At 48.1% G+C, this 16,820-nt stretch carries 14 protein-coding genes; 1 reads left to right on the top strand and 13 read right to left on the bottom strand.

Features of this window, described 5'->3' with window-relative positions; translation table 11 throughout:
- Positions 1–100: 100 nt before the first annotated feature.
- The 12 genes from EC604_RS24645 to EC604_RS24700 form a co-directional block, all read right to left on the bottom strand.
- Positions 101–3,274 (bottom strand): bifunctional cytochrome P450/NADPH--P450 reductase, encoded by a 3,174-nt coding sequence (locus EC604_RS24645; RefSeq protein WP_123066681.1) that lies wholly within the window; start codon positions 3,272–3,274, stop codon positions 101–103.
- A 365-nt stretch (positions 3,275–3,639) separates the two neighbouring features.
- The gene (locus EC604_RS24650; RefSeq protein WP_123066682.1) at positions 3,640–4,365 is read right to left on the bottom strand and encodes a LutC/YkgG family protein; all 726 of its coding nucleotides are present in this window, start codon (positions 4,363–4,365) and stop codon (positions 3,640–3,642) included.
- Positions 4,355–5,875: a LutB/LldF family L-lactate oxidation iron-sulfur protein gene (locus EC604_RS24655; RefSeq protein WP_123066683.1), complete on the bottom strand. Its 1,521-nt coding sequence runs from the start codon at positions 5,873–5,875 to the stop codon at positions 4,355–4,357. Before EC604_RS24655 ends, EC604_RS24650 begins: the two co-directional genes overlap by 11 nt.
- Complete coding sequence (locus tag EC604_RS24660) at positions 5,872–6,600, bottom strand: (Fe-S)-binding protein (protein WP_123066684.1); 729 nt, start codon at positions 6,598–6,600, stop codon at positions 5,872–5,874. Before EC604_RS24660 ends, EC604_RS24655 begins: the two co-directional genes overlap by 4 nt.
- 50 nt (positions 6,601–6,650) lie before the next feature.
- A complete protein-coding gene (locus EC604_RS24665; protein ID WP_123066685.1) occupies positions 6,651–7,412 on the bottom strand; it encodes a DeoR/GlpR family DNA-binding transcription regulator in 762 nt (253 codons plus the stop codon).
- Between the two features lie 2 nt (positions 7,413–7,414).
- A complete protein-coding gene (locus EC604_RS24670) occupies positions 7,415–8,911 on the bottom strand; it encodes a rhamnulokinase (RefSeq protein ID WP_123066686.1) in 1,497 nt (498 codons plus the stop codon).
- 234 nt (positions 8,912–9,145) lie between these two features.
- Positions 9,146–9,724, bottom strand: a complete 579-nt coding sequence (locus EC604_RS30635) for a DUF2500 domain-containing protein (protein ID WP_240037186.1) — start codon at positions 9,722–9,724, stop codon at positions 9,146–9,148.
- Between the two features lie 36 nt (positions 9,725–9,760).
- Entirely contained in the window at positions 9,761–11,563 is a 1,803-nt protein-coding gene (gene pepF / locus EC604_RS24680; RefSeq protein ID WP_123066687.1) for an oligoendopeptidase F, read from the bottom strand.
- A 220-nt stretch (positions 11,564–11,783) separates the two neighbouring features.
- Complete coding sequence (locus EC604_RS24685) at positions 11,784–12,158, bottom strand: winged helix-turn-helix transcriptional regulator (protein ID WP_123066688.1); 375 nt, start codon at positions 12,156–12,158, stop codon at positions 11,784–11,786.
- Between the two features lie 179 nt (positions 12,159–12,337).
- Complete coding sequence (hxlB, locus tag EC604_RS24690; protein WP_345789281.1) at positions 12,338–12,922, bottom strand: 6-phospho-3-hexuloisomerase; 585 nt, start codon at positions 12,920–12,922, stop codon at positions 12,338–12,340.
- Positions 12,906–13,538: a 3-hexulose-6-phosphate synthase gene (hxlA, locus tag EC604_RS24695; protein WP_090920812.1), complete on the bottom strand. Its 633-nt coding sequence runs from the start codon at positions 13,536–13,538 to the stop codon at positions 12,906–12,908. The genes hxlB and hxlA overlap by 17 nt, the downstream gene beginning before the upstream one ends.
- A 466-nt stretch (positions 13,539–14,004) precedes the next feature.
- A complete protein-coding gene (locus EC604_RS24700; protein WP_123066690.1) occupies positions 14,005–15,087 on the bottom strand; it encodes a lactonase family protein in 1,083 nt (360 codons plus the stop codon).
- 222 nt (positions 15,088–15,309) lie between these two features.
- On the opposite strand from EC604_RS24700, the gene EC604_RS24705 reads away from it, so the two are divergent.
- Positions 15,310–16,239 carry an AEC family transporter gene (locus EC604_RS24705; RefSeq protein WP_123066691.1) on the top strand — a complete coding sequence of 310 codons (930 nt, stop codon included), beginning with the start codon at positions 15,310–15,312 and terminating at the stop codon, positions 16,237–16,239.
- On the opposite strand, the gene EC604_RS24710 is transcribed toward EC604_RS24705, so the two are convergent.
- Entirely contained in the window at positions 16,217–16,813 is a 597-nt protein-coding gene (locus tag EC604_RS24710) for a DUF2062 domain-containing protein (protein WP_123066692.1), read from the bottom strand. The two genes, EC604_RS24705 and EC604_RS24710, sit on opposite strands and share 23 nt — an antisense overlap.
- Positions 16,814–16,820 lie beyond the last annotated feature (7 nt).

The raw sequence follows: 16,820 nt of genomic DNA on the forward strand, positions 1-16,820 counted from the left end.
AATCGGTTGTCTCCGCTTCTCACCGCGAGGTTAAATGCCTACCTTGTTACACATACTCGCTGCATCCATGCATATATTAGAACACGTTCGCTCCATCCAATTAAATGCCTGTCCAGACATCCTTCGCATAACGACCTTGCTCTTGAAGCTGATTCAGCCAGGCTTCTGCCTCTTCTACCGTCTTACCTTGAGTATCTGCATAAGCCTGCTTTAGCGTTAATTCCACATCGGGAGCCATTTTACTGCCATCTCCGCAGATGTATAAATGCGCCCCATTTACCAGCAAAGGAATTAACAGATGTGCATCCTCTTTCATCCGATGTTGAACATAACACTTCTCTTCCCCTTGAATCCTGGAGAAGGCTGTATGCAGCTGTACAAGCCCCTCCTGCTCTGCAATTTCCAGCTCGTTTTTGTACAAATAATCATGCTCCGGATTGCGGCAGCCAAAGTACAGATGTGCTTCACCAACTTGCGCGCCTTCCTCCTTCATCACATGTCTCGCCTGCAAGAAACCACGGAATGGGGCTACCCCTGTTCCTGGTCCAACCATAATGATCGGCACTTCTGGAGTTTCAGGCAACTGGAAGCCAGATTCCGGTGTACGAACAAACATAACAACCTCATCACCAGGCTTCAGATCAGCCAGATAATTGGAAGCAATACCTTTATAAATCCCTTTTCCACTCCACGCAGATGCCTTTACGACACTTACCGTAATGCTTGCTTGCGCTGCTTGTACCCGTGGTGAACTGGATATGGAGTAGTATCTGGCCTTCAACGAAGGCAATAATGTAAGAAAACGTTCAAACGGCAATTCACATGCTTCATATTTCTCCAGATAGTCCAGCATTGATATCCGTTTGCCACGAACTTCCTTCATATATAATGTCTCATCCAGGAGCGCTTCAAGTTCCTTCTTGTGTGGAGGGCAGACCGTATATGCAGTAAGTTCCCTTAACTGCGCACGTGTTGCGGCCTCTTGCAATTCCACACTATGGCTGAGCAGATCGTACAAGTTCACTGGCCGTTGCAGTGGCAGATGCGCCGCGCTTCTCCCCGATGCATCCAGTACCAGATGCTCTGTTCCCGTGAAACCGTAACGACGCAGCACACGCTTCACAAGCTCTGGTGGATTTTGCGGCAACACGCCAAGATGATCACCTTCCTTATATGTGATCCCCTCCGGCAGCTTAATCTCCAGATGTCTTGTGCTTCGCTCGCTCCCTACATCATGAAGCTCCCGATTCTCCAGCACGGTTGCAACATGTGCGTCATACGTTTCAACCAGCGGTGTAACCGCCCTGCCACTAACAAATTGTACCGACAGGGAGCTGTGTTCACTTTTGGCTCCCGTATTCAGATTCAATTCCAGCGTTCGTGCCAAGTCAGGCCATAGTTGTTCTGTCCAGTCCTCCACCTGCTTCTCAAAATCCCCGCTGGCATCTGACTCCCCAAGAGATGATAAACGCTTGGCTCCCCGTAAGGACAGCTGTTCATCAATCAGACGTGGAATCCGCTGATACGTGCTGGCCCAGTTATGGTCACCGCATCCGAGAACCGTATATTTTACGCCCTCGAATTCCCCCTGATCGGCATGCTGAATCCACTCTACAAACGTTCTGGCATTACTTGGCGGCTGACCGTTATACGATGCGCTGACAATAATAACAGCCCCTTCTTTCGGCAACCTGCCGACGCGATCATCCAGTGCAGCGACTTCACTGCGGAAACCTTGATGTCTCGCGTTATCCGCTATTTCGCGTGCGATCCCTTCAGCCGTCCCCAGATTCGAGCCGTAGAGTACAAGTAAGGGAGTATCGTGTGCTTCTACCACATCTTGTTCATGCTTTTTCACTGTGTTAGCAGGCTCTTGCATAGCCACACCAGGTACAGCCATCACAGGCTGACTTCCGCGCGAACGTACACGAATGATGAATTGATCGGGTTTGAGTGTCAATGTCTCTTTGACTTTTAACTGATAATTCATATGATCGATGAAGTCAAAATGTTTCAGCACCATGCCCAGCACGAGCGTCGCTTCCTGAAGCGCAAACTGCTGACCAATACACGCGCGTTGACCGTTGCCAAACGGTTTATACGCGTTATGTGGCACCTTGCTTGGGTCTTCGAATCGCTCAGGCCGAAACTCCTCCACATCATCTCCCCATGCCTCACGGTCACGATGCAACTTGGGAATGAGCACGCTGACACTGTCCCCTTTCTGAAGCGGGTATTGTCCGCCGAGCACTGTATCCTCTTTTGCATATAAAGAGAATGCTGGCGCGGTTGGCCACAAGCGTAGTGCTTCATTCAGCACCATACGTATATATTTCAATTGACGAACCTGATTGTACGTTGGCACCGGGTCTTTCAGAATCTCATCTGCTTCCGCTTGGGCTTTCGCGAGCTTATCCGGGTTTTTCATCAAGTAGTACACGGCAAACGATAACAAACCACTTGTCGTTTCATGCCCTGCAATCAGAAATGTAATAATCTGATACCGGATATTTTCGTCATCCAGCGTTTCACCTGTCTCCGGGTCCTTGCCGCTAAGCATGTGAGAGAGCAGATCATCTGCCCCTTCCTGCGGTTGCGCTTTACGCTCTGCAATAATGTGATCCACTAGCGAGAACATGGAACGGATATCCTGATCGAATTGTTTCTTTTTGCTGATCATCAATTTATCCTGCAAACGCAGACGCTGCAACGAACTCATGGATTCATCCAATGCACGTACCATGCTTGTAATGAATGGATGTGGCTCTTCACGGTAGAAGCTGTTGAAGCGATAGTTAAACCCACATAAACCAATGGTATCTAACGTCAAACGAGTCATATCATCCGGTACATTCACCGTTTCATCGGGATTCAGTCTTGACCACTTCTGCACAAGCTGCACGGCAAGATCTACCATTTTGTTATGATAGCCCTGCATCGCACGCTGACTAAAACTTGGAAGCAACACATTATGTGCCTTTTTCCAGTTAGGCTCGTCCGTCCAGCTGGTAAAGAGTCCATCCCCGGCAAAAGCACGTACCTTCGCAAGCGGGGCCCATACTCTTTTATCAAATTTGGATTCATCCGTCACTTCGGCTACGTACTTCTCACTTGAAATATAAAGCTCGCTTCTTCCAGGGTAATCCATGCGAAAAATAGGTCCGTACTCGCCTGCCAGCTTCACCAAGGACTGGGTCGGCTCATCAAAATTCAACTGTGGCAGATTGCCCAGTGGACCGTACGTTTTGGGCTGAGGCACTGAAACGGGTGACATAGCTCTCACTCCTTCTTTTTCTCCAAATGTAAATGATGTTTCCTGAAGCATAGCGCGTTGAATCAGATTTCAGTTAAATCCATCTTTTATTCACGTGTGTGTTGTGTGTAATATGTCATACCCAAAACCAACTGACCATAATCGTAATCCGGTCAATTTAGAGTAAAAAAAATGGGCATTTCTCTATGTCTATCTTTACCATATCATTTCCAGTTCCAATCTTCAACTGTCCTAAAGTCTCAGTTTCTCTCTCGGCATCCTCACTTCTAAAAAAAATAAAAACTGTCCTCAGCAGAAATTCTACCTTAAGGACAGTTCTATGTTTACAGTTACTCCCTGTTTCAGGCGGGCTAGAGATCCGAAAGCTAACCGACAATTAAACCATACACAATCCCTGGGCCATGAACCCCAATAGTTAAATCATTTTCGATATCGGACGATCGGCTGGGACCTGATATAAAATGAATGCCTGCCGGTAGCTGCGCGCGTCCTGCTTCGTCAAAACGGTTCAGTGTTTCTCCGAGCCTTGTATGCAGCCGTTCAAGCGGAATAATCAGGATCAGCACGGTTGGCAGAAGACTGACGGAACGTCCTTTCTCCGGGGAAGAAAGTACAGTTACTGAACCAGTGTATGCTGTGGCATAATCCGCCATGACTACACCGATATCCGCTTCGGCTGCCCGGGCTTTCCAGTCTACATCCAGAGCACTATTCCACACGGAAACTTGTACTTCTGGAAGCTGTTCCTCCAGTCCCAGATCCGTAAGCGTCTGTTCATTCTGGCGAATTAGATATTTAGCACTTAATTCATTCACTTTGTTCGCAATGAACTGTGCTACTTCTTCCATATTTGACATGCGGCCGATATGCGCACCGACACTGACAAAATTATCTGTAAACGCCTGTATTCGCTGTTCCTCATCCCATTCCATTTCATTCCAGAAGTCCGGGGCACCTCGAAAAGCATGGATCGGCGCATGACGCTGCCTAGGTCTTTTCAACTTCGCGGCGATATCGTCCATAAACTTTTCCTGTCTACGCCGCGACTTTTCCTCCATAGATGCAAGCCACTGTTGATGTTCACTTCCCATGCTTCGAACCTCCCTTCCCGCGATCTCGAACAATCTGTTGCATGCGCTCTCGTACAGATGTATCCATAGCGGCATGTTCCTGCTGATTCAACTCTTGATCCAGACTATCCCACTGTTGCCGGAAGGATTTTTTCGCGAGACTGGGAGCTACTCTATACGTATTCCAGCCTTTAAGCGGGCCAAGCTTCAGTGAAATACCATCATTCCGCACAACCGCTTTTTGTCCGATCTGTCCAAGCCGAATAGCGAGAGCAAAACGTTTGGAGTTTGCCGCAACTGCCGCAAAGCCCTTCATCCCCATCGTTTCCAGCTTGTTGCCATGTCCTTCTTCCACCTTACGTCTGCGTAAATATACGAGCATGTCATGCAGTGGAATTTTGACGGGACAAGCTTCATAACAAGCACCGCACAGACTCGATGCACTCGCAATATCGTTCCACTCCTCTATGTTACCGTTTAAAGCTGGAGTCAGCACCGCCCCAATTGGGCCACTATAGGTTCCACCATAAGCATGACCGCCAATGTGTCGATATACCGGACAAGCGTTAAGGCATGCTCCGCAGCGAATACAGTTGAGCAGTTCCTGAAACTCGGGATCACCGAGTTGTAAAGATCGTCCATTATCTACGATAATGATATGCATCTCATCCGGCCCATCTGCATCTGCCGAGCGGCGAGGACCTGTAATGCCCGACATGTACATCGTGAGCTTTTGTCCGGTAGCAGAGCGTGGCAACAAGGTTGCCATAACTTCAAGGTCTGCCCATGACGGAATGATGCGCTCCATGCCCATAAGTGTAATCTGTGTTTTTGGCACGGTAGATACCATACGGGCATTGCCTTCATTTTCAAATAAAACCATCGAACCCGTCTGCGCAATCGCAAAATTGCAACCTGTCAAACCGATATCAGCCTCCAAAAATTTCTCGCGCAGCTTTTTGCGGACGAACCCGGCGAGTACCGTTGTATCTGGCTCCAGTATCTCTCCAGCTTCCTTGGATAATAACTCCGCAATCTGATATCTGTTTTTGTGAATGGCCGGTATGACGATGTGGGAAGGCGCTTCACCCGCCAGCTGTATAATATATTCGCCAAGATCGGTCTCAATGGCTTCTATGCCTGCCGATTCCAGCACATGGTTCAGATGCACTTCCTCCGACACCATGGATTTGGATTTCACTACAGTTGAAGCTTGCTTGTGCGCCGCAATATCAAGAGCAATGGAAGCCGCTTCCGCTGATGTATCTGCAAAATAAATATGCACCCCGTTCGCACGGGCGTTGTTCACAAACTCATTCAAGTAATAATCGAGATGTGCGATTGTATGCAGCCGAATCTGGCGTCCACGCTCCCGCCATTCTTCCCAGTTGCCATGCTCTTCCGACGCAGCTTTCTTGCCATTACGCAAACGTTCTGTTGTGAACTTGACCGCCTTGCGGAGAAAATCATCATTCAGTGCCAGACCCGCACGGGATTTGACCGTTTCATCCATAACACCAGGTTGGCTCATCGTGTCTGCACCCCCTCATATAAAAGTTCGGCCAGATGCATCACCCGCACTGGTTCATTTCGGTGCCGCAGATTGCCCGCAATATTCATCAGGCAAGCCATGTCTAGCCCAACGAGAACTTCGGCTTGTGTTTCTTTCACATGATCCACCTTTTCGGTCACCATCGCCCCGGAAATATCCGACATTTTAATCGCAAACGTACCACCGAATCCACAGCAATCCTCTGCATGAGGGAGTGGAACAAGTTCAAGCCCTTTCACGTTGGAAAGCAAGGCCAGCGGTTCATCCTTTACCCCGAGCAGACGACTGCCATGGCAGGACGGATGGTAAGTTACTTTATGCGGAAAATGTGCACCGAGATCGGTTACACCTAACACCTGTACAAGAAATTGTGTGAACTCGTAAGCCTTGGCCTCAAGGCGCTTCGCTTTATCCAGCCATTCTGGCTCATCTGCAAACAGTTCTGGATAATGATGAATCATATATGTGCATGAGCCTGACGGACAAACCACAAAATCACTGTCATCAAACGCTTCTAATATCGTCTTGGCAGCTACCCGAGTCTCATCCCAATATCCACTGTTATACGAGGGCTGACCACAACAGGTCTGTATCTTTGGAAACTCCAGCCGAATACCGTGAGCGGCCAGCAATCGAACCATCGCTTCCCCCACTCGGGGGTAAATGGCATCGCTGAGACAGGTTATAAATAAGGAAACCTTCATCATTACACACTCCAATAAACAAATGTTTTCAGGTTAACGCTTCGTTATCGTTATACCGTGCGAATTAACAAGTGGTAGGCACTACACAAGGAAATCTGTTCCTCGCTTAAGGGTTGATCCGTAATAACCGTGTGTACCGTATCGAGTCCGGTCACACGGGCGAAAGCCCGAAGGCCAAACTTGCTCGCATCAGCCAGCAGGATTACCTGATCTGCAGTACCTACCATTTTCTGTTTTAATCTGGCTTGAAGCTCATTGGATTCACTGATGCTGCCGCTCTCAAGATGCACACCCTTGCAGGATAAAAAAAGTTTGTCCACATGATAGGTTTCGAGAGAACGCTCAGCGAGTGGGCCAACAAAGGATAAAGACCGCGCAGCCAGCTGCCCACCAGTGGAAATCACCTCGATGTTATCCCGACTGCTGAGTTCTGTGGCGACTTGAATCGAGTTGGTCAGCACCGTTAATGGCATATCCGGCATGTTCGCCGCCATATAACCTGCTGTTGTACTGGCATCCAGCAAAATGCGATCTCCCGGCACGATTAGCGCCAATGCCGCATCAGCAATCCGTTTCTTCTCCACCGCATGTGTCGTTTCCCGAATTCGGTACGGAATCTCTGGCTGCTCCTCCCTGACACTGACCGCTCCGCCGTGTGATCGGCGCAGCCGACCAGCCTCTTCTAAACGATCCAGATCACGGCGGATGGTTTCTTCGGTTACCCGGCAACGTTCACTCAGCTCGGATACACGCATGCTGCCCTTGATATTAACTAGCTCTACGATCCGGTCATATCGTTCTGCCGCGAGCATGTCTACACCTCACTCCCGCTTTCTGTGCCCGGTGATAAAACCGTTATCCGCAAAAACCGTTCATAAGCATCTGCCCATGCCGACCTGTCTTGCGGTTCATATTCGCTAACCGGGAATGAATCACGAATAGCGCGGCGGGCTTCCCAAATATCCTTAAACGTTCCGCTCGCGATCCATTGCACAGCCATATTGCCGATTGCACTTCCCTCCGCTGGCCCTGCCCATACTGGCTTGCCGATGGAGTTCGCTGTCCACTGGCATAATAACTCATTCTGAATGCCGCCGCCCACCATATGCAGTCCGCCGAATGTTTTCTCTGACAGCTGCTCCGTCCATTCCAGAACCCTTCTATACTTCAAAGCAAGACTCTCCAGAATAGCCCTGGCTATACTGCCCTGATCCTCTGGAACACGCTGTCCTGTCTTCTGGCAATATTGACGAATGCGTTCCGTCATATTGCCAGAAGGCAGAAATAACGCATCATCCGGGTCGAAGAGACTGGCAAACGCCGGTGCTGTTTCAGCCTTAGCAAGTAATGAGCCATAGCTAATCCCTTGCCCTTCACGTTCCCATTGCCGCATGCATTCCTGCAAGATCCAAAGGCCCATAATGTTTTTGAGCAGACGATATGTTCCCCCCGCACCACCCTCATTCGTAAAGTTCAGTTCCATACTCTCCGCACTGATGACGGGCTGATCCAGTTCAGTACCCATCAGGGACCACGTTCCACAGCTTAAGTAAGCAAAGCTTCGTTCCGTAGCTGGAACCGCTGCCACAGCCGAACCGGTATCATGCTCTGCTACTGCCAGGACGGGAATGGGCGCAAGACCAATATCATGACATATGCTGCTGCGTAATTGTCCAACAGCGCTCCCCGGTAGGACCGCATCCCCGAACCATTGCTCAGAAACACCAATATAAGCGAGAAGTTCACGATCCCATTGTCCAAGCACCGGATTGTATAACTGTGTTGTTGTAGCATTGGTGAACTCATTTACCGCTTCTCCAGTGAGAAAATACCTTAATAAATCAGGGATCATTAGAAAACGCTCCGCTTCGCGCAGCAATGGAGAAGCGCTTCGCTTAAGTGCCGCGAGTTGGTACAATGTGTTAAACGGTAGAAACTGTATCCCTGTGCGCTCGAAAACTCGCTTAGCCGTTATCTCCTGACAAACTGTATCCATTACACCGTTGAACTGTGTGTCACGATAATGATAGGGATTACCAAGCAGTTCACCATTGCTGCCCAGCAAACCAAAATCTACGCCCCAAGAATCGATGCCCATACTCTCCGGCACTTCACCTTGTTGTTTTATAAACGTCAAGCCCTGCAGTACTTCATGATGCAGCCGCAAGATATCCCAGTGCATCCGATCACCCGTCTTCACGGGTTCATTTTTGAATCGGTGAATTTCACGAGTTTCGATCCCTCGATCATTCAGATGACCAAGTATCGCTCTGCCGCTTCCTGCACCCAAATCATAAGCCAGTACACTCACTTCTCTCCCACCTTTCAGTTGTTATTGTCTTCATCTTCGCTTATATCTTTATTTAATTACTAAATTACTGTTTGTTTTTCTTTGTTTAATACTGTTTTGTTTTATTTTACGAGTATATCATCAATGTAAACGTTTGAATACCCATGAATTCGCTTTCTCATTGAATAACAAAAACGGCTCACTCCCTTCCGAAAGTAGCCGTTGCTTGCTTTTCCTATGAAAAATGATTCACTCTTAATTCCCAGGTTGCCCAGACTGAGGCTGGAGATCTCGTTCAAAATGTTTAAATCGAGTACCTTGATATGTCAGCATCCCCTGATCTTGTTCCACCAGCATTCCGTAGGTTTGTCCGCCAACATTTAATTCCAGGCGTTCCCCATTGTCAAACTCAAAGGTCGCATAATAACTCGTTCTGGCACTGCTATCCCCACTTCCACCTCGAACCTCGGTTCGTTTCGTAACGACTCTGGAATGTAAGGTCAATACAGCCGCAGCATTGTTGGAAGACCAGGTTCGTACACCCGAGAAAATCGCATATACGATACCTCCTGCCACAACCAGAAATACGATGCCGATCAGAATAGGGACAATCGTGCCCATAGCTCCAAGCTCATTAAATCCAGAAAAAAAACCACTCTGATTGCCTTCAAATCCCGGCACGCCGCTCATATCGTCTAATCCCCCAAAGCCATCTACACTCAACTGGCCCACTGACGAGAATATGCCCGTAACCGTCATAACACATCGTTCCTTTCCCCACGCAAAATAACAGTTCACCGCTTCCCGTTCAGGAAATGGTTCATTTGCAGACAACCCGTTCTGCCTTGTCCCTATACTATATGAGCCGGATTAGGAATACAGACGTTCAAGTTCGTCCACAAGACTGCCGACATAAGAAACGGCTGTGCGGATCGGTTCAGACCCAGACATGTCCACACCTGCAAGCTTCATCAATTCCTGCGGTGCGAGGCTTCCCCCGGATTTAAGTGCCTCAAGCCAGCGATCCACTGCAGGCTGCCCTTCCTCTCTAATCTTCTGTGCTGCAGCTGTTGACGCTGTGAGACCGGCTGCATACGTGTAGGGATACAAGCCCATATAATAATGCGGCTGTCTCATCCACGTTAGCTTGGCCCCTTCGTCCACTACCAGCTCTGGCCCCCAGAATTCGGAAAGGATCGCACCTTTCAGCTCACTTAACGTCTTTGCAGTAATTGGCTTATCATTCGACGCAAGTGCATACACCCTACGCTGTAGTTCACCTTCCAGCAGATGTGTAACGAAGTTATGATAATACGTATTAAGCAATTGCAAAATCACCCAACGACGCATTCTAGGATGATCGGAACGTTTCAACAGATGATCTGCCAGCAGCATTTCGTTCATTGTCGAAGGTGCTTCAATAAAATAAAGAGACGGCCGCGTATTGGTAAGCCGCTGATATTTGCCTGCTAGCATAAAATGGCCTGCATGCCCCACTTCATGCGCCAGGGTAAACGCTCCGCGCATATTATTCGCCCAAGAGATCAAGATGTAGGAGTGCGCGCCATAGATAGAGGAACAGAACGCTCCCGTGGATTTACCTGCATTGTCCGCGTAATCAACCCAGCGGTCATTAAAGGCCCGTTCGACAATCTCCCCATATTCCGGCCCCAGTACATCCAGCGCCTCACGGATCAACGTGCACGCTTCATCATAGGTAATCGCTGGACTAAATTCCGGATCAAGCGGAGCCTTGAGATCACAGAACATCAGCTTATCAAGTCCAAGCTCACGCTTTTTCAGTGCAGCCAGTCTGCGCATATGCGGCGCAAGCTCCTTTTGAATAATATCCAGAACGTTATTATACATTTCCTTGCTCACTTGTTGTGGAGCTAATAGCATGTCCGTCACATCTTCATATCCGCGCAGACGGGATAGCACCACTTGTTTTTTGACCTCAGTAGCATATCCTTCAGCAAACGTATTTTTGTATTGATCCAACGTTTCAGTAAAGGAGGCATAAGCGGAACGACGCAGTTTGGTATCGGGAGACATCTCGTAATTATTTTCGTAAAAAGACCACGATAATGGACGTGACTGCTCCTCACCATCCAGCACTTCATCAAAAGTCATATCCGCCAGCTTGCCACGTTGATAGAATCGATAGGGGGAATCCAGTACTTCACCAAGCGAAGCTAGCACTTTCTCCGTTTCAGGCGAGAGTCGGTGTGCCTTTTCTTCAATAAGTCTCTCCAGGCTGCGCTTGTACGGTTCCAGACCCGGAAGTTCATTCATATACTTCTCAATTGAGCCTTCTGGCAGTGAAACAATCTCGGAGTTGACAAATGACAAGCTGGACGACAAGTTAGACAGAGTATCACCAGCTTTAGCGGCATTCTCGATATTTAGCGGGTTCGTGCTGTCCTCGGATTGTTTTAAGCGCGCATAAGCCGCCGTTTTACCGATTCGTTCCTGCAAAGCTTCACGAGCATCAAGACAAGCGAGCAATTGCCCCGCACTTTGACCCAGTGTACCTTTGAATGTTTCGATATCAGAAGCAGCATCCGGCAGCGATAGAAGTTCCTGTTCCCACTGCGCATCGGTTGCAAACAAATCACGCAAATCCCAGGTTGTTTCTTCCATAACCTCGGAACGTAAACGTATCTTTTCCATCTTGATTGTCATCCTCCTTGCATTTCCAATATCTCTCATCGTATCATACTCTGCTAATCGATACATGACATCTCCTGATTATGAGACTTTTGGTTTAAATCCGCAGAAATCAATCCGGCTGGAAAAGTAAAAAAACGTCAAGCTCTGGAGTTGCCCAGTTTACCTGACGTTTCGTTAATCGATCATTCATTTCTGATTCTTCAAGATATTCATCGGTGTACTATAAGATATTCAATTCGTCCGCTTTCCAGATGACATTTTCACCGTAGTTTTTGCCCCAGTTATACATCGCATGCAACACTGGCATCAGACTCTGCCCATGATCCGTCAGTGAATATTCGACTCGAGGCGGAACTTCGGCGTACACCTTGCGTTCCACCAGTTTGTCCTCCTCCAGCTCCCGCAGCTGGTTGGTCAGCATCTTTTGCGTAATATGGGGGATCAGGCGTTTTAACTCACTGAAACGTTTAGTGCCCTCCAGACCCAAATGCCACAATATAATCAGCTTCCACTTGCCGCCAATCACCGCCAGTGTTAATTCCTTTTCACAGTTGATTTCTTTTAAATTTATGCGTTCTTTGACTTCGGACGCCATGGCTCCAAGTCCCCCCTTATCTCGTACGATATCAAACTCTAATACTTCATTTTACTACAGCACGGACCGAATGCAAAGTTCGCTCATCTTTTTCACAGAAAAGACCGCAATCCCATTTGCACAGGACTCCGGTCTACTTCATTTTTAGCTATATTAAACGCGTGAGCACTTTAATCGAACTACTCCAGATTCGCGTGCCGGCTGAACATATCTGCACCAGTCATGCCTTTCATCTCCATCATGGTGAGGATCAGCGCATCCATGCTGAGCAACAAGCTTTGTTCAAACAAGGAACCCATGGGCTGGATAGTAACATCCGCTCCGGCTCCCGCCGTATCTTCTTTTGCAGAGGCAGGCAGACGAACGACCGCTTGTGCCAGCTGTGCAATTGTGGAATCCGGCTTAATCGTGATTAAGCCTACAGGTGCACCCGCTTGATTCGCTTTTCGTGCCATGGCAACCAGCCCGCCTGTCTCTCCAGAACCAGAGCATAACAGCAGGAAATCTGCGGAACCGATCCCCGGTGTCACGGTCTCGCCTACGACGTAAACGGTCAGTCCCATCTGCATCAATCGCATCGCAAATGCTTTTCCCATGAGACCTGAACGACCCGCGCCAGCTACAAAAATGCGTTCCGCAGCTAACACCTGCTTTGCCATTGCCTGCATCTCGGCATCGTCAAGCTGGCTTAACGTGCGTTCCAATTCCTTCAGGATATCTGCGGCGTATTGTCTGCTGCTCATCTGCTTATCCTTGCTGAACAAGACGCTGCATTTCGGATGCTACAGCTGCTTTATCTGCTTGCCCTGTAATACCGCCACCAACGATGACCAGGTCAGGCTGTGCTTTCACAACTTCTGGCAATGTGTCCAATTTGATACCACCAGCAACCGCGGTTTTTGCATTTTTCACTGCACCTTTGATCGTTTGCAGGTCTTCGAACGGGCTCTGTCCAACCGCTTGCAGGTCATAACCGGTGTGAACACAGATGTAGTCTACGCCCAGAGCGTCAACTTCACGTGCACGTTGTTCCAGGTTAGGCACGTTGATCATATCCACGAGAACTTCTTTGTTTTGCTTTTTCGCTTCTTCTACAGCGCCTTTGATCGTCATATCGTTACTTGCACCCAGAACGGTGATCAAGTCTGCGCCCGCTTCAGCTGCTTTCATGATTTCATATCCGCCAGCGTCCATAATTTTCAGGTCTGCAAGGACTTGCAGGTTAGGATACGCTTCCTTCATTGCTTTTACAGCATGCAATCCTTCGTTAATAATAATCGGTGTGCCGATTTCGACGATATCAATATATTGTTCAACTTCTTTAACCAGTGCGATACCTTCCGGGATGTTAACCAAATCAAGTGCGAGTTGTAATTTCATGTTTTATGTCTCCTTTGTATTTGAGGTTGAGTAAATAGTTTTCAATCCATTTTTCGATCCATTTGCCAATCAACATGCTATTAACTTTACAGCCAACGATCCGTTGCTGAGGCCAGCATCTCGTAATGGTGGCTGCTAGTTCATTGTAGAGCCTGACTATCTATTTAGGAAGTACGCACTTTCAAGTGAGGTAGTTACTTGGGCGAAACTAATGATAATATTCCGTTGTTATGAGAAATTATTTTCAATTACACATCCACCTTCAACTAACTCAACGAGCATTATTACTAACAGCGTTACTGTTCAACATAAATTTAAGCGGGTTCGTGCTATGGATCTTTTTCCTTTATCATAATGATTTTCAAAAAAAGAAAAAGAAGAACCCTGTCTTCTCAGGCAGGGTTCTTCTCAATTTTTCATAGCAGCATAAGCGCTGTATGTCAATATTTATTTACACATCGACCGGTTACAGATATACAGGTTTCACACATACCGGCTTGGATACGCCTGTGCTGTGACCTGTGTATTTCAAGCGACCGCTTTCCTGATCTACCGTAAAGGTAACCATGTTGTTCGTATCACGGTTAGCCGCAATCAACAGTTTACCATTCGGTGTCAATGCGAAATGACGCGGGTGCTGTCCTTCTGCGGAGACATGCTCTACCAGGGTCAGATGACCTTTGTCTGCATCTACTGCAAATACTACGATGCTGTCATGTCCACGGTTGGAACCATATACAAAACGGCCATCGCTCGAAACCGTAATCTCAGCGGTTGTATTCTCAGCCCCGTCGTAGCCATCAGGAAGCGTTGAAATATTGGAGATTTCAGTCAGTGTGCCTGCAGCTGCATCATACTTGTAAGATGTGATTGACGAATCTACTTCGTTGATCACATAGGCAAATTGACCATTCGGATGGAACGCCAAGTGGCGTGGTCCTGCGCCCGGATGGGTTTTCGTTTCACTGTGAAGCACCAGTTCATTGGTGTCTGCGTTAATGGAGTAGATCACAATTTTATCTGCGCCCAAATCCTGTACCATCATATATTTACCATCTGGGCTGAAGAATGCCGAGTGCACATGTGGCTTGTCCTGACGCTCAGGATGTGCGCCGTGTCCTTCATGTTTCTTCTCGTCCAGAAGCGCTCCAACTTCACCGTTGTCTGTGAGTGCCTGGAGTCCTACCAGTCCACCGTGATAGCTGGACAGGATCAAATATTTACCGGAAGGGTCACGCTGAATGTGGCATGGTGGAGCAGAGATGGAGTCTTTGCGATTGAGCAAAGTTAATTTACCATTCGAAGGATCTACACTCAGTGCTACCGCTTCAGACATTTTATTGCCCTCAGCAGACGCCGTTTCACCAATCGCATATAGTTTGTTTGCTTGCGCGTCCACGTTAACAAACGTCGGGTTTTTCACGCCCGCAATGCCGTCCAGCTTCGCCAGACTGCCTGTATCCTCATTTAATTCATATGCGTAAATGCCCTCATTTTCCGCTTCGGCATAAGAGCCGACTAGTACGAGCAAGCGTTTTGATTCACTCATTACAGTTTCCTCCTCTATGTGTATGTAATCTTGTTGCACCTCTTCTATAATAAATCTGCCATATCAAAATAGCAATCTGACCCCTGCCCGCTCCACCTGTGCCCGACATGTTTAACGCAATGCAATGCGCATCTGTATAAGGAATATGTGCTTATACATTCAACTGTCGAGCATTTCCTGCTATGATAAGATAGGTTTTTCATCTAGAAAGGACTGAACAGATTGTTTACCTCGTTTTTCATTACGCTCTACCATGTGTTTCTGCCCATATCCTTGCCCGTCATTGGCGGAATATTGTTAAAACATTTCAAGGACTGGGATACACGGCCGCTTTCGGCGTTTTCACTCTATATTTTAAGTCCTGCGCTTATCTTCCATACCCTGCTGCACGCAGAGATTACCTGGACTGATGTTACAAGCACTTTCTGGTTCTCCATCCTCAACTTGATTGCCCTATGGGCTCTAGCTGAGATCGTAAGCCGAATTTTTGGTCTGGGTGCACCTGAAAAAGCAGGACTGACCCTCGTCTCCACATTCACGAACTGTGTGAACTACGGGCTCCCGCTTGTGCTGCTAGCTTTTGGTCAGCTTGGTCTGGACAAGGCTTCGGTGTACGTCATTGGACAGATGATTATCGTCAATACGGTAGGTATTTTCTTTGCCGCAAGATCGGAATTCACGGTGAAAAACGCGATGCTGTCCGTATTCCGCATGCCCACCATCTATGCAGCTGTGATCGCAGTCATCATCCGGAGCTCGGGCATTTCTCTTCCTGATGCTCTGGATGGGGGCGTTTCGATGATGGCTACCGGTTATTCTCCCATTGTTCTGGCGATCCTGGGCGCACAGATGCTACGACCCAAAGGAGATACAGCACCTTGGCAACCTAATGTTCGTAAGGCTTTTTGGGCCGGACTAGTTGTCAGGTTGGTTGCAGCACCGATTTTATCCTGGCTTATACTGAAAGCCCTGCAAGTCGAAGGAACATTATTCCCTGTATTGCTTATCCTCGCCTCGATGCCAACGGCTGTGAACGCTGTTATTTTGGCTGAACAGTTCGGTGCATCTCCGCAATTTGTATCCCGTTGCATTCTGTGGACCACCGCTGTTTCCATGGTCTTCCTGCCGATTATGATTGTGATGTCTTCCTGATCAGCACAGACGCTGTGCTAAGGCCTGAAGCGTTTGCCGCTTGGCGGCGCTTCTCCAGCCGGCGTTCATGCCGCCGATGAAGAGCTCTGACGTAGAAATATTTGACGACAAAGTACGAAACGAATCCCAAAATTAACCCAAGCACACTCATACCTGCCAGGATATCTAGTCCGCCGAGCAACAGTTCGCTTACCGCTGACCAGTTCCCATGAAACAGTTCCCTCCATGCGCTCTCATGCATAGGCCCCTGTCCCATACTGTGGGCTGGTAAAATCCATGAACCTATCTGTTTCGCAAGTGGCATCAGAATAATCGGCAGAAATGTCAGTTTGCCCACAACGTTACCTACGATGGCCGCTGGCATGGAACCACCAGACAAACGCACGATCGGATAAAACACAAGATAAATCAGGGATGCAGTTGAGATCACGATCAGTTCAAGACCGAACCCTATAGCAAATCCGGTAGATACCTTATGAGCACCACCCGGAGCACGTAAAAGTTTGAGGAAATTCAGTTTCATTGCACGAGTCAAACGTGCCATTCGATTGGGTTTGCGCTTCTGGTTTTTCATCCTGAAT

Source organism: Paenibacillus amylolyticus (assembly GCF_003719335.1).
Classification (GTDB): domain Bacteria; phylum Bacillota; class Bacilli; order Paenibacillales; family Paenibacillaceae; genus Paenibacillus; species Paenibacillus amylolyticus_D.

What these genes read in the sequence shown, in the direction of transcription:
- pepF (WP_123066687.1), bottom strand. Translation starts at nt 11,563, where the DNA reads ATGGAAAAGATACGTTTACGTTCCGAGGTTATGGAAGAAACAACCTGG.
- EC604_RS24665 (WP_123066685.1), bottom strand. Translation starts at nt 7,412, where the DNA reads ATGCTCGCGGCAGAACGATATGACCGGATCGTAGAGCTAGTTAATATC.
- EC604_RS24700 (WP_123066690.1), bottom strand. Translation starts at nt 15,087, where the DNA reads ATGAGTGAATCAAAACGCTTGCTCGTACTAGTCGGCTCTTATGCCGAA.
- hxlA (WP_090920812.1), bottom strand. Translation starts at nt 13,538, where the DNA reads ATGAAATTACAACTCGCACTTGATTTGGTTAACATCCCGGAAGGTATC.
- EC604_RS24655 (WP_123066683.1), bottom strand. Translation starts at nt 5,875, where the DNA reads ATGAGCCAACCTGGTGTTATGGATGAAACGGTCAAATCCCGTGCGGGT.
- EC604_RS24685 (WP_123066688.1), bottom strand. Translation starts at nt 12,158, where the DNA reads ATGGCGTCCGAAGTCAAAGAACGCATAAATTTAAAAGAAATCAACTGT.
- EC604_RS24645 (WP_123066681.1), bottom strand. Translation starts at nt 3,274, where the DNA reads ATGTCACCCGTTTCAGTGCCTCAGCCCAAAACGTACGGTCCACTGGGC.
- EC604_RS24660 (WP_123066684.1), bottom strand. Translation starts at nt 6,600, where the DNA reads ATGAAGGTTTCCTTATTTATAACCTGTCTCAGCGATGCCATTTACCCC.
- EC604_RS24650 (WP_123066682.1), bottom strand. Translation starts at nt 4,365, where the DNA reads ATGGGAAGTGAACATCAACAGTGGCTTGCATCTATGGAGGAAAAGTCG.
- EC604_RS24710 (WP_123066692.1), bottom strand. Translation starts at nt 16,813, where the DNA reads ATGAAAAACCAGAAGCGCAAACCCAATCGAATGGCACGTTTGACTCGT.